11 protein-coding genes are annotated in these 11,992 nt (G+C 60.2%); 8 read left to right on the forward strand and 3 right to left on the reverse strand.

The features are described from left to right. Positions 1-41: 41 nt before the first annotated feature. Both GWR55_RS13755 and GWR55_RS19325 read right to left on the reverse strand, forming a co-directional pair. Positions 42-1,664, reverse strand: a complete 1,623-nt coding sequence (locus tag GWR55_RS13755; protein WP_162402766.1) for a phospholipase C — start codon at positions 1,662-1,664, stop codon at positions 42-44. A 259-nt stretch (positions 1,665-1,923) separates the two neighbouring features. Beyond that, positions 1,924-3,702, reverse strand: a complete 1,779-nt coding sequence (locus tag GWR55_RS19325) for a C1 family peptidase (RefSeq protein ID WP_238398419.1) — start codon at positions 3,700-3,702, stop codon at positions 1,924-1,926. Between the two features lie 22 nt (positions 3,703-3,724). Between GWR55_RS19325 and GWR55_RS13765 the strand changes: the two genes are divergently transcribed. The 3 genes from GWR55_RS13765 to GWR55_RS13775 are packed head-to-tail and all read left to right on the forward strand — an operon-like array spanning position 3,725 to position 4,849. Beyond that, positions 3,725-4,003 carry a hypothetical protein gene (locus GWR55_RS13765; RefSeq protein ID WP_162402767.1) on the forward strand — a complete coding sequence of 93 codons (279 nt, stop codon included), beginning with the start codon at positions 3,725-3,727 and terminating at the stop codon, positions 4,001-4,003. Between the two features lie 51 nt (positions 4,004-4,054). Continuing rightward, positions 4,055-4,258: a hypothetical protein gene (locus GWR55_RS13770; RefSeq protein ID WP_162402768.1), complete on the forward strand. Its 204-nt coding sequence runs from the start codon at positions 4,055-4,057 to the stop codon at positions 4,256-4,258. Positions 4,259-4,306: 48 nt separating this feature from the next. Continuing rightward, the gene (locus GWR55_RS13775; protein ID WP_162402769.1) at positions 4,307-4,849 is read left to right on the forward strand and encodes a lipocalin family protein; all 543 of its coding nucleotides are present in this window, start codon (positions 4,307-4,309) and stop codon (positions 4,847-4,849) included. A 25-nt stretch (positions 4,850-4,874) separates the two neighbouring features. On the opposite strand, the gene GWR55_RS13780 is transcribed toward GWR55_RS13775, so the two are convergent. After that, positions 4,875-5,192 (reverse strand): hypothetical protein, encoded by a 318-nt coding sequence (locus GWR55_RS13780; protein WP_162402770.1) that lies wholly within the window; start codon positions 5,190-5,192, stop codon positions 4,875-4,877. Between the two features lie 19 nt (positions 5,193-5,211). Here GWR55_RS13780 and GWR55_RS13785 point away from each other — a divergent pair, with 19 nt between their 5' ends. The 5 genes from GWR55_RS13785 to GWR55_RS13805 all read left to right on the forward strand — a co-directional run bounded on the left by GWR55_RS13785 (position 5,212) and on the right by GWR55_RS13805 (position 11,944). After that, on the forward strand, positions 5,212-5,973 hold the full coding sequence (locus GWR55_RS13785; RefSeq protein ID WP_162402771.1) for a hypothetical protein: 762 nt from the start codon (positions 5,212-5,214) through the stop codon (positions 5,971-5,973). Between the two features lie 629 nt (positions 5,974-6,602). Next, the gene (gene trxC / locus GWR55_RS13790) at positions 6,603-7,040 is read left to right on the forward strand and encodes a thioredoxin TrxC (protein ID WP_162402772.1); all 438 of its coding nucleotides are present in this window, start codon (positions 6,603-6,605) and stop codon (positions 7,038-7,040) included. Positions 7,041-7,107: 67 nt separating this feature from the next. Further along, positions 7,108-7,446, forward strand: a complete 339-nt coding sequence (locus GWR55_RS13795; protein ID WP_162402773.1) for a PadR family transcriptional regulator — start codon at positions 7,108-7,110, stop codon at positions 7,444-7,446. Further along, a complete protein-coding gene (locus GWR55_RS13800) occupies positions 7,443-10,115 on the forward strand; it encodes an ABC transporter permease (RefSeq protein ID WP_162402774.1) in 2,673 nt (890 codons plus the stop codon). Before GWR55_RS13795 ends, GWR55_RS13800 begins: the two co-directional genes overlap by 4 nt. Positions 10,116-10,183: 68 nt before the next feature. Further along, the gene (locus GWR55_RS13805; protein WP_162402775.1) at positions 10,184-11,944 is read left to right on the forward strand and encodes a VWA domain-containing protein; all 1,761 of its coding nucleotides are present in this window, start codon (positions 10,184-10,186) and stop codon (positions 11,942-11,944) included. The last annotated feature ends 48 nt before the right edge of the window (positions 11,945-11,992 follow it).

Below are 11,992 nucleotides of genomic sequence, written 5' to 3' on the forward strand. Positions count from 1 at the left end.
TCTGTTCCACGTTATTGTTGCGGGTTAATGTTTCGTTTCGATCAACGGGGATTGCCTGAGTTCTCATCCAGCAGCAGAAGTCCATATTGCGGACGCCGGTTGAAGTCGAACATGTTCTCGAGCGAACCGGCGCGGCTGTCGAACGAGCCGTCGATGCGCTGTCCGCCAACCCAGTTATCCTCGATAAAGCGCAGGATCGAGCTCTGGTCGGCCAGGGTGTGATCGACGAAGTTCCGCTTGGCGTAGGGCGAGACGACCAGCAGGGGAAGTCTCGGACCATAGCCGCAGCGGCCCTGCGCATGCAGCGCAGTAACGCTGGAGAGGGCCGTCGATCCGTCGCCGCAGGAGCCGGTGGCCACCAGGGCGTCGGCCTCCGACGAGGACTGGTTCACGATGGGCGGCATCTGGTGATCGTACCAGCCGTCGGAGTCGTCATAGGCGATCACGACTGCCGTGTGCTCCCAGTCTCTCGACTGCGTCTGGAGAAAGTTGATGACGCGAACGAGGAACGCCTGCTCGTCCAGAGGATCGGAGTAGCCGGCGTGGCCGTCCTGGTATCCCGGGGCCTTGAGGAAGCTGACGGCGGGATAGTTGCCAGCGCGAACTGCGGCGTAGAAGTCGTTGAGGTCGTACTGATGGTTTGCCGGATCGCCCGAATAGCCGATCGACCGCACCGACGAGGGACGTGCATGCGTGGGGTTCGCCGTGGAAGCGTAGTACTGGAAGGGCTGGTGGTGCGGAATGTAGTCAGCCTTCCTGGTCTTGGTGACCATGGAGGTCGTGCTGCGGCTGCAGCCGGTCGAGCCGTTGGCGTTGACGGCGGTCAGATCGAAGCCGCCTTCGAAGAATCCCCAGGTGACGCCTTTGCTGTTGAGCAGGTCGCCGATGTTCTGTCCTCCGAAGCGAACCGTGCTTGAACCCGAGCACACATCGCCGATGGGGTCGGCATCGCTGATAAGGGTGAGTCCGCCGCTGCCGTCGGGAACGACGGAGTCGCCGGGGCTCTGGCTGTCGGTCACGCCGCCCGTCTGGCCGGAGATCAGGTTGATTGCGCCCGGTGTCGAAGGCCCGAATGTAGTGTTGAACGAGTTATCGCTCATCGCAAACTGCTGCGCGTAGTTCCAAAGAGCTGTTACGGTGTTGCCGTCGTAATACCCCATCACGAGACTGTTGCTGGTGTGGTTCGCCGGCGGAGGTCCCGGGGTGCCAGTGTATTTGGGGAAGCCATCCATCAGACCGCCATGCATCGCCTGCTGCTCAGGGGTATAGTCGTGGTCCTGGTCAGCCGTTGCAGCCTCGGAGCGGTCCAGCCGAAAGGGATTGGAGGCGGCGTCTCCGTTGAGAGTCTTATTGAGAAAGTTGGGATTGTTGTACAGCAGGCCGTCCGTATAGCCGTTGACCTGAGGAGTATCGGGGGCCGCGTTGAACCTCGGCTCACTGCGAGGATTGAGCGCATAGGGATACGTCCCGAAGTAGTGGTCGAAGGAGACATTCTCCTGAAAGATGACGACCAGGTGCTTGATGGGAGTGGCCGTCTCGCTGTTGCCATGCGACGGATGCCGGAAGACGGAGTTGGGAAACTGTGCTGCTGCGACGAAGCCTGGCCCGAAGATCTGTCCTGCCACCACAAGACTGGCGACAGTGCTCGCAAAAAACTTACGCATGATTCCTCCTTGTCAATTGGGAAGGCTGGTCGCTGCTGCCCTCGACCAAGGTGTAATCATGCAGGGTGAACACCCTGTGACGGCCCGGTTAAAAGAATTGCGAGACACTCGGATATATCACTTCTTGCAAATCCCGGAAAGCTGTCATCTGAGCGAAGCCTTATGGGATCTGCGGTTTGTTGGCTTCAGCCATCGTCCCGAACCGCAGATCCTTCGGCTTCGCTACGCTCAGGATGACAGCCCCGGATAGCGCAGAAAACTAGAGCAGTGACAGAATCTTGTTGCGCGTCTTGTCGTCGTCATCGAAGCCTCCGTGGGTCATGCTCTGCGTGGCGTCTCCGGGAGAGGTGTAGACGTTCGTGTTGCGCACGCCCTTGAGCACCGCCGGCGAGTATCGCTCCATTCCCAGGATCGGGGTCAGCATGCCCTGCTCGAACGACTGCGAGACGAGGTAGAGCAGCGACCGCGAGTAGCCCAGCAGCGTCTCGCAGGTGGGGTCTTTCAGCTCTGCACTGTCGGATAACTCAAAGTGGTTGTACTGCTTCACGCGCCCGTTGTTGAGCGCCGGAACGACGAGCTGATGGAACTCGTCGGAGCGAACCGCGGGCGCCATGAAGTTGACGGTCTCGAAGGTCCAGTCCTTGAGCCGGTCGATGATGTGGCTGTGCACGATCGATCCGGCGGAGTGTCCGATGAGGTGCAGGCGCACCCTGGAAGGGTCCTTGAACCAGGGCGAGCGCCGGCTGGCCTGGTAGAGCTTCATCCCGCCGCTCTGGTCGTTCATGGAGATGGCCTGGGCGTTCTTCTTCATCTCGCCCCAGACCTTTGTCCCCGGTACGGCCAGCAGCTTCTCCAGCCGCTGGTTCCAGAAGTTCTTGATGTTGTCCCACGTGGTGCCGGTGCGGCGATCGAGAGGAGCCTGTTGATCTTTCGCAATGTTCCTGAGGGTCGACCAGAGGTCCGTCTCCCACATGAGAAAGATGGGGAAGACCTTTTTCTCGTACATCGCCTTCACCCAGACCTCGGCGGTGTTGGCGGCATCGTCTTCGGAGGTGAGGCCGCCGTGCGCGTAGATGGCGATGTCGACCGGGTCGGTGTCCTTGAGCTTCCAGCGCGCCCGCGCCTCGCCCAGGTGCTGGGTGAGCAGGGCGTCGAGGTCGGATTCCTGCGTGCGGAAGTCGCCGGTGTTGCTGAGGATGCCGTTGTTCTCCATATCGACAATGAAGGGGCCGAGCTCGCGGTTGCGCAGCGTCTTGTCGGACGCCAGTTGCACCTGTCCGTCCTTCCAGCGGAGGGAGGTCGCCTGCGAGATCTCGGCGCGCAGCGTGGTGCGCACGCCAAGCTGCGCCACCCAGCAGTCCATGGCGTTGGCGCGCCAGTCGTCGTAGGTCAGCACGGCGCGGCCATCGGAGCCCCATCCCGTATCCCAGGAGTTGTGGATGATGAAGCCTTCGTCGGTATAGCCCACGATGGCGAAGGCGTGCGCGCCCTCGCCGCTCATGCCCTGTTGCCAGGGGATGGTCCAGATATCGCCCCTGCGCGTGGTCTTGACGTTTTCGCCCTGCATCCAGCCGCTGTGGCAGACGGCGCTGGCGTAGAGCGCGCCAATCTCGTTGAGGGCGATCTGCATGTCGGGCACCGACTTGGTATCGACGCGATAGTAGGCGCCGAGCGGAAGGTTGACGGCATCCTGCCACCAGTCCTTTTTTGGATTGGGGTTTGGCTGGGGCATCGGCTCGGTCTTCCACAGATCTGCCGCACAGGCGCCGTATTTGAACCAGCCCCTCATGGCTCCGCGCAGGCTCGATCCGGTGTCGAGGTCGGGATTGCCGGGGAACTCGTCGTAGCGCCGCGCCATCGAGTACAGCATGTAGGGCGAGACGGCCCGCACCTTTTTGGGGTTTGCCTTGTACTGCAGGTGATAGATGACACTGGCCAGCGCGAAGCCCGTGCAGGCGCTGGTCTCGCCCTGGTTGAGCACAGGGATGTAGAGCGGAGGAGGAATGCGCGCCGCCGGTACGATTCTGACCGCAGGCATGTAGGTCCGGTCGCGGAGATCGATGCTGTCGGCGACGACGTTCTTTTTACGCGGTGCGATTTTTGGCGGCACCGTCTTCTTCACTGACTTTTTGGGCCGCGGAGTCGCCTTTGCCGACGACTTTTTCGGACGACTTTCTGCACGGACAGACCTGTTCTCAGCCGTGCGTGGCCGCGCCAGCTTCCTGGTTGCCATGGTTTACTCCTCGGAAAAGTTGGAATGGACCCGTTTGTCTTTTATGTCGATTCACAATAACGTGGCGAAGGAGATTCGCGCCAGAGGTATTGCGCAGGCTGTTTGACGCCTGTTGCTGCAGGCCCCGAAGACTTCTCCCCGTGAGAAAATGCTTGTCATGAGTGACTTTATCCCTAAACCCAGCGGAGCAAAGATCGGCGGACTCGGGCCCAAGGCGCAGAAGCTGCAGGCGCTCCGCGAAAAGATGGCACAGCAGAAGAGCGGCGACAAGAGCTTCGCCTCGTCAGCCGGTAACTCTGGCAAGACCAGGGCTTCCGCCGGACCGACGAAGAAGACGAGCTTCCAGCGAAAAGCTACCTAGACGGGCGGAACGAAGACGTTCGAAGCTGCATCGGAAGGAGAAAGAACGATGCCTGAACTCCGTCTTCGTCGGTCCTACTCTCTGGTCACCCTCCTCCTTGGAGCGATCTTCGTCCTTGCCGGCCGTGCCTCAGGAGAGACCATGCAAACCGTGCCCCACGTCGATCTGAACCGTTATCAGGGCAGGTGGTACGAGATTGTCCGGTTGCCGCTGCGCTGGGAGAACAAGTGTGCCTCCGACGTTACGGCCAACTACACGCTGCGCCCGGACGGAAAGATCGGCGTGCTGAACCAGTGCAGGAAGAAGGACGGCAGCCTCTCGGAGTCCAAAGGCACGGCGCGCCCTGCGTCGAAGCAGGAGCCAAACTCAAAGCTGAAGGTGACGTTCTTCTGGCCGTTCAGCGGCGACTACTGGATCCTCGCTCTCGATCCTGAGTATCAGTGGGCCCTGGTGGGTACGCCCAATCGAAAGAATCTCTGGGTGCTGAGCCGCCAGCCGCACATGGAGAAGGCCGCGCTGGACAGGCTGTTGGAGCACGCCCGCAGCCTCGGCTTCGACATAACCAAACTGATCTACACAAAACAGAACTGACCGCGCTGGGCCTGCTCGTCGCTCGCTAGCTCTTGCGGGTGATGCGCCGCACCCACAGAGTTCCCAGGTACCCCCATGCGAGCACAAGCACGAGGCCGCCGAAGGTGAGGCCGCCGTATCGATAGCTCAGGGCGAGATCGACGTTTTGATGGCTCATGGCGTTGTAGATCAGGATTCCGAAGATTCCCACGAAGGTGGCCAGGAAGAACGCCACGAATCCGGATGCAGCTCCAATCAACAGGCTGGCGAACCAGCCGAACTCGCCTATCGGTACTCCGAAGAGCGTAGCCTGGGAGTTGTACGGGGGACGTGATACTTCTTCTTCCTGCGATCCGGGCGTCATACCAGTAGAATACTGCTTTATGGCCGAAGGCGTTCAGAACGGATTGGTGCGGGCGGTGCAGGTTGCCCGCGAGACGGCGGTTCGTCATGCTCCCAACGGGATTGCATACGCAGCGTTTGGGGACAACAGCCTGGAGGGGCCGGACCTGGAACGCCTGGTGCAGGCGGTTCCGGCAGCAGTCGCCTCGGCACTGGCCCGTAAGGCCTACTACTTCGTTCCCCTGGCGCTTAGCGAAGGTCGCGCGGGCGACGCTACGCTGGTAGCCGCGGCCTACACCACGGAGCTTGGCGACCGGGCCACCTGCCACCGCAATGTCACCCTCGATAACGCTGAAGGTGTCTTCATCTCCACGCGCCTGCTGGGCGACCGTTTCGCTCTCGCGTTTGAGTTCTTCATCAATGTCGGTCATGCCTTCGTCGATGTCGCCGGAGTTCCCGAGGCGTTCCAGCAGCTTGCCTGGGGCCAGGCCGTGGCCGATGTGCGCGGCGAGACCTCGCAGGATGCCTGGGAGAGCCGGAACCTGTCGCTGCCCGACAGGACGGAGAGCAAGACCACCGTGGATGAGCGCGCCAAGACGAGCTTCCTGGAGAGCGCCTTCTCCGATGCGATCGCAATCTACCTGCTCTCGCTGGCAATCGACTTCGACTACGCGGAGCTGCGCGAGCGCGAGTATCCGCTGCTGGCCCCCAGTGCCCTGGCCGATCGCCTGCGGCTGGTGACGAAGCTCTTCCCGCCGAATGCCGGTTACGAGTTCGCCATCCGCTACCGGCGGCGCGGTTAGGCTGTATCCACATATACCTGGAATCCGATTAGGGTCGCCGGAAAATGGACTGTGGCAGTCGATTCGGAGTATCCATTTCTGGTCTTCTCCATCAAGGTGTCATCCTGAGCGAAGCTTTGCGCGGTCTTATCGCGGGAAGCGCAGTCGAAGGTATCCACATAGAGCTATGTTTTCCATGGGTGTCATCCTGAGCAGAGCGCGTCAGCGCGGAGTCGAAGGATCTGCGTTTTCAGGATGGTGGCTGAGCCAACGAACCGCAGATCCCACCCCTAGAGCGTTCCCGTCACGATGCGTCGTCAGGGTGTCGTGCGACCCTGACGGTTGCAATCGCAGGCCATCGAGACGTCATTGTGAGGCAGAGAAAGTCGTCCTTCTGAGGCGTAGCCGAAGAATCCCTGTATTTGGCCTGTGGCTGCGATGACGCTCCCGGAAGAAAGACAGAGATCCTTCACGCCGTTCAGAATGACGGCACTGAAAGGTCAGGACGACACATGAAAGATCGGCCTTTGCAGGCAGACAGGTGCAGGCAGGCCCCTCGCTTCCCGTGGACTCGACCAGCCTGATGGCATCAGGGTAGTTGTATCCTGCATGCATCCTTCCGCATCCAAATAAGCCGGAGTGACGACGCCATGCCGCTGATCCGAACCTGCCCGCACTGTGGCCAGAAGAACCGTATCCCCGCAAACCACCTCGCCGATACCGGCCGCTGCGGAGCCTGCAAAAACGATCTTGCCCCTGTCGGCGAGCCTCTGGCAGTCGACACGCAGCTCTTCGACGAGATCGTGCAGAACGCCCGCGTTCCCGTGCTGGTCGACTTCTGGGCGGAGTGGTGCGGTCCCTGCCGGATGGCTGCTCCGGAGGTCGCTCGCACGGCAGCGGAGTCGGCGGGCAACGCCCTGGTCCTCAAGGTCGACACCGAAAGAAACCCGCAGCTTTCGGCGCGCTACAACGTGCGCGGCATTCCGAACTTCGCGGTCTTTCATCGCGGAAAACTCGTCTCGCAGCAGGCAGGTCTCGTCGGACACCAGCAGATGAAGAACTGGCTCGATCAGGCGCGTACAAGCTGACACAGAACTTGACGGCCAGGCATTCTCAGATCTACTCTCCTATCCGAAATAGGAGAGCACATGCTGTATGGGCGATAAGATCGATCTGCTTCAGGGAACGTTAGAGATCCTCATCCTTAAATCGGTTTCGCTGGGCGCGCTCCATGGATACGGCATCCTGCTGCGCATTCAGCAAATCTCTCAGGGCCGTCTGCAGATTCCTCAAGGCTCTTTCTACATCGCACTCTACCGCATGGAACACAAGGGACTGGTCAAGGGCGAGTGGGGCGAATCGGAAAACAATCGCCGCGCCAAGTTCTATACCCTCACCGCCGCTGGACGAAAGCAGCTCAAAAAAGAGACCGAGAAGTGGGCCGAGATGACTGATGTTGTCGGCTCCATCCTGAGTGCAACCGGGGAGGCATGATGAATCTCTTCGCTCCGATTCGTTCTTGGTGGAGAGCGATCGCGCATCGCTCCCGGGCAGACGAGGATGTCGCAGCCGAGCTACAGTTTCACATCGACGCACATACGGAGCACCTCATCGCCTCCGGTCTATCGCCTGCTGAGGCTGCACGGCGGGCAAAGATCGAGTTTGGCCGCGTGGACGTGCAGAAGGAGAAGTACCGCGCGGCGATCGGCCTCCGTCCGTTTCACGAGATCGGAGGAGATCTGCGCTACGGCCTGCGTTCTCTCTGGCGCAATCCTTCGGTATCGCTTGCAGCGATTCTTTCGCTCGCGCTTGGCATCGGAGCAACCTCCGCGATGTTCAATGCCATCTACTCCACGCTGCTGCATCCCTTTCCATACGCGGATGCCGACCGCATCGTGAATCCCTCGCTCATCGATGAAAAACAGCCGCTGGTTCCTACGTGGTTTGCCCTCGAACCAGCGCAGTATGAAAGCTTCATCAAGGCACAATCGATCGACAGTGTTCTCGGTTTCCTGGTGCAAGGGCAACAGGAGACGGGACAGCAGTTTCCTGAAGACGTCAGCGTTGCCTTTGTCACACCGAATATGAATGACTTTCTCGGTGTGCCCGCAATGCTGGGCCGTGGCATGCGTCTCTCCGACGGCAAGCAGGATGTCATTGTGCTCGGCTATAAGTACTGGCAACGACGCTTTGGCGGAGATCGTGCCGTCATCGGTCACACGCTGAACCTGGATAACACCGTCTTCACCATCATCGGTGTCATGCCGCCGCGCTTCACCTTCACCGAGACAGTGGGGAACGTCGATGCATATATCCCCTGGAATGCGAAGCGCGCTCCTGCGCTTCTGCCGTGGATCAAGCTCAGACGGGGAGTCACTCCGGAAGCGGCGGATGCTGACTTTCAACCGTATCTGAACAGGTTCAAGCAGGAATCTCCTATGCACTTCCCGAAGGAGTTCCATGTGGACGTGCAGCCTATCGCGGCTCCGTACATGCATCGCACAGGCCGTACGCTGGCACTCCTGTTTGTTTCTGTCGTTTTCCTGCTACTGATCGGCTGCGCTAATTGCTCTGTGCTTTTGCTGGCCCGGGGAGAGGCGCGGCAGCATGAGCTATCCATCCGTTCTGCCATCGGTGCCGGGCGCTTTCGTCTGATCCGTCAACTGCTGATCGAATCGTTTGCCATCGCCTTCGCTGGTGCGGCACTTGGAACCCTGCTCGCCTACTGGCTGGCGCGTCTGCCTCTCAAGCTGATGCCCGGCGTATTCCCGCAGGAGGCCACGATTACGATGAATTGGCCGGTGCTTGGATTTTCCATTGCACTGGCTCTGCTCACTGGCGTTCTCTTTGGCCTGGCACCAGCGCTGCGCTTCTCACGACCGGATGTGTCCCACATGATGCAGACGCGCTCGCGGACCATCAGCGCCTCTGGCGGACGATCGCTCAATCTCCTCATCGGCGCACAGATTGCTTTGACCTTCATCCTGATGGGAGTGGCAGCCGCCGCGATCACTGGATTCATGCATATCACCTCCATGAACCTGGGTTACGATCCTCACCATGTAGGATTCCTCGGGATTCCCCTCAAGCAGGCTCCAACCAAGAACCGGGAGGCGACCGCCAGCTACATTGCCCGGCTTCGTGACACCATCGCCGCAGTTCCTGGCGTCCTCTCCGTTGGCGTAGCATCCAGCGGGATTCCGCCTTCCCAGCCCTTCGGTGGCTTCGGGACACCCGCCTCGTTTGAGCTGCTTGGACACACGGCAGATAGCGCACAGCAAGCTCTCGTGCAACTGGTCAGCCCGGAGTACTTCGCAACCCTGAAGATCCCATTACTCAGCGGCCGGCTGTGGACCCGGGACGAAAATCGCCAGGGAGACTTTGTCGCCGTCGTTAACCAGACCTTCGCGCAGCGTTATCTCGCAGACCGCAATCCCGTAGGCCAACAGCTCCGAACAGACGCGGTCAAAGACGATGGACGTCCGGCAAGCATGGCGTCCCCGAACAGCACCGACTGGCGACAGATTCTCGGCGTCGTAGCCGACCACCGTAACAACGGATTAGAACGGCCGGTAGCGCCGGCAATCTATGTGCCGTACACCACGTTCATGTGGAACGCGACCCAGCTCTTCATCCGTACCGCAGCACCGCCTGAAACCATGCTTCAGCCTCTGCGGCGCGCCATTCACGTTTTCAACCCGGAGCAGCGTATCGGAGGGAACCACATCGGAACCCTCGAAGATTCCCTGAGCGTTCAGACCATCTGGATCCAACAGCACACCTTCTCCGTGTTGTTCAGCTTCTTCGGGGCATTGGCCTTATTCCTGTCCTTGTTCGGCATCGCCAGCACCATCTTCTTCGCAACAGCCCGGCGACAGAACGAACTCGGCATACGCATGGCGCTTGGAGCCCGGCGAGGTCATATCATGTGGACTGTCTCCCGATCGACGCTTCTCACAATCTCTGTCGGGATTCTTGCAGGTCTGCTGGCGAATCTATACCTGCGCGGCCTGCTGCAGAAGTGGATGCCCGGCAATAATCATTCCCCCTGGCTCCTTCTCCCCGTGGTCGCCGTTCTGATCCTCGGGTCATCCGTCTCCTGTCTTTTACCGGCGGTCCGGGCAGCTCATGCCGATCCTATGGCCACACTGCGCAGCGAATAGCGAGCGCCAGAAATGGCTGGCAACAGATTCATTCCTTCCGATAGGATTGCCTCTCTGGAGGAGCACGCATGCGCCTGGCTCTATTCGTGTGGTCATGGCTCCTCGTCTCTCCAGGTGCCTTTGCGCAGGCCCCGGAGACACCTACCCTTCACACCGGCGCCCAGATCGTGGTCGTCGATGTGACGGTGCTCGATCAGCATGGAGACCCGGTCCATCACCTGAAACCAACGAACTTCACGCTTCTTGAGAACGGCACGCCTCAGGCCGTCTCCCAGTTTGAGGAACACATGGCAACCGACGCGGCCAGAGTTGCCGCCGCGCCAGCGCTGGGGCCCGGCACGTACACCAACTTCCCCTTTGCTCCTGAAGATTCCGCCAGCAATATCCTTTTGTTCGACACGCTGAACACCCCGGAGTCCGATCAGGCCATGGCCCGCCAGAAGCTGATCGCCTTCGTCAAGGCGGCCAGACCGGGAACACGGCTCGCCGTCTTTACGCTTTCGACGCGGCTCACCCTCTTACAGGGCTTTACCTCCGACTCCGCACTTCTGCTGGCAGCTGTCAGCAAGAGCACGAAGGTGCAGAGCTCCCCTGTGCTTCCCGAGAGCATCGGCGCGGAAGAATCTCTCTCGAGCACGGTCAGGATTCCATCCGCCGAGATCAAAGGAACGATGCGTCAGGGGGAAGCCATGCAGACGACGGCACAGAACCGGTTACGCGTCCTGACCACGCTGCGTGCGATGAACCAGCTTGCCCGTTACCTCTCCGGGATTCCAGGAAGGAAAAACCTTGTATGGCTCTCGGGCTCGTTCCCTCTGAACGTGCTTCCCAATGCCGGGCTGAAGAACGGCTTTGGAGCTACGGACTCGTTTGAGTCCGAGATGCATGAGACCGCGAATCTTTTCGCGCGCAGCCAGGTTGCCATCTATCCGGTCGACCTTCACGGCCTTCAGAACAGCGCCCTCTCCGATGCCTCTTCCGGGAAATATGTCTTCGGCTCGCTGAGCGTGCAGAGCGATGTCGATGCCTTCTCCAACCAGAAGCTGGACGAACAAGGCACCATGCGCCAGCTTGCCGAATCGACGGGAGGCAAAGCCTACGTCAACACAAACGACCTGAAGGACTCCATCGGGAAGGCCCTCGACAACGGCGCAAACTACTACACGCTCATCTACAGCCCGACCGACAAAGAGAAGACGGGGTACCGCAGGATCGAGGTTCGTCTTCCTGCAGGCAACTACAGTCTCTCCTATCGCCGCGGCTACTACGTCGATGATCCTGCTTCGAAGAAAGGAGTCGCCAGCAATGCTGACAAAAAAGCGCTGCCGCCTCCTGATCCAATGCACGTGGCGATGCAGTACGGCGCGCCTCCGCCCAGCCAGATTCTCTTCAAGGCGCTCGTCGTCGCCGATGCCAGATCCAGCGACAAGCTGGCAGAAGGAAACATCGTCGCGAGCAAATCGAAGCCTCCGTATCGGCTGGTCACGATCGCCTATGCGGCCAATCCCGGCGACATCACCATGCCCGCGCGCGAGGATGGCACGCGTCACGTCGATCTGGAGTTCGTGGCTCTCGTCTACGATCGCGACGGAAAGCTCTTTATCCAGCAGTCGAACCGCATCAACGTCTTTGCCAGACCGGAAGCTGTCCGGGACTTCCTGCGAGAAGGTGTGCGCTATCAGCAGCAGATCGCTGTCCCGGCGAAGGGCGAATACTATGTCCGTTCTGGAATTCACGACCTGATCGGGGACAAGATCGGGGCCATTGAGATCCCGGCGTCCTCCATTGCATCTGCCCCCTCGCCGTCCGGTCAGATGTCCGCAAAGTAGTAGAGCCTGCGTCCGGCACACAAAAGGCAAGCCACAGATCCTTCGACT

Origin of the sequence: Edaphobacter sp. 12200R-103 (assembly GCF_010093025.1) — a bacterium.
GTDB lineage: Bacteria > Acidobacteriota > Terriglobia > Terriglobales > Acidobacteriaceae > Edaphobacter.

Coding starts and splice junctions, on each gene's coding strand:
- GWR55_RS13755 (WP_162402766.1), bottom strand. CDS start 1,664: ATGCGTAAGTTTTTTGCGAGCACTGTCGCCAGTCTTGTGGTGGCAGGA.
- GWR55_RS19325 (WP_238398419.1), bottom strand. CDS start 3,702: ATGCCTGCGGTCAGAATCGTACCGGCGGCGCGCATTCCTCCTCCGCTC.
- GWR55_RS13765 (WP_162402767.1), top strand. CDS start 3,725: ATGCTGTCGGCGACGACGTTCTTTTTACGCGGTGCGATTTTTGGCGGC.
- GWR55_RS13770 (WP_162402768.1), top strand. CDS start 4,055: ATGAGTGACTTTATCCCTAAACCCAGCGGAGCAAAGATCGGCGGACTC.
- GWR55_RS13775 (WP_162402769.1), top strand. CDS start 4,307: ATGCCTGAACTCCGTCTTCGTCGGTCCTACTCTCTGGTCACCCTCCTC.
- GWR55_RS13780 (WP_162402770.1), bottom strand. CDS start 5,192: ATGACGCCCGGATCGCAGGAAGAAGAAGTATCACGTCCCCCGTACAAC.
- GWR55_RS13785 (WP_162402771.1), top strand. CDS start 5,212: ATGGCCGAAGGCGTTCAGAACGGATTGGTGCGGGCGGTGCAGGTTGCC.
- trxC (WP_162402772.1), top strand. CDS start 6,603: ATGCCGCTGATCCGAACCTGCCCGCACTGTGGCCAGAAGAACCGTATC.
- GWR55_RS13795 (WP_162402773.1), top strand. CDS start 7,108: ATGGGCGATAAGATCGATCTGCTTCAGGGAACGTTAGAGATCCTCATC.
- GWR55_RS13800 (WP_162402774.1), top strand. CDS start 7,443: ATGATGAATCTCTTCGCTCCGATTCGTTCTTGGTGGAGAGCGATCGCG.
- GWR55_RS13805 (WP_162402775.1), top strand. CDS start 10,184: ATGCGCCTGGCTCTATTCGTGTGGTCATGGCTCCTCGTCTCTCCAGGT.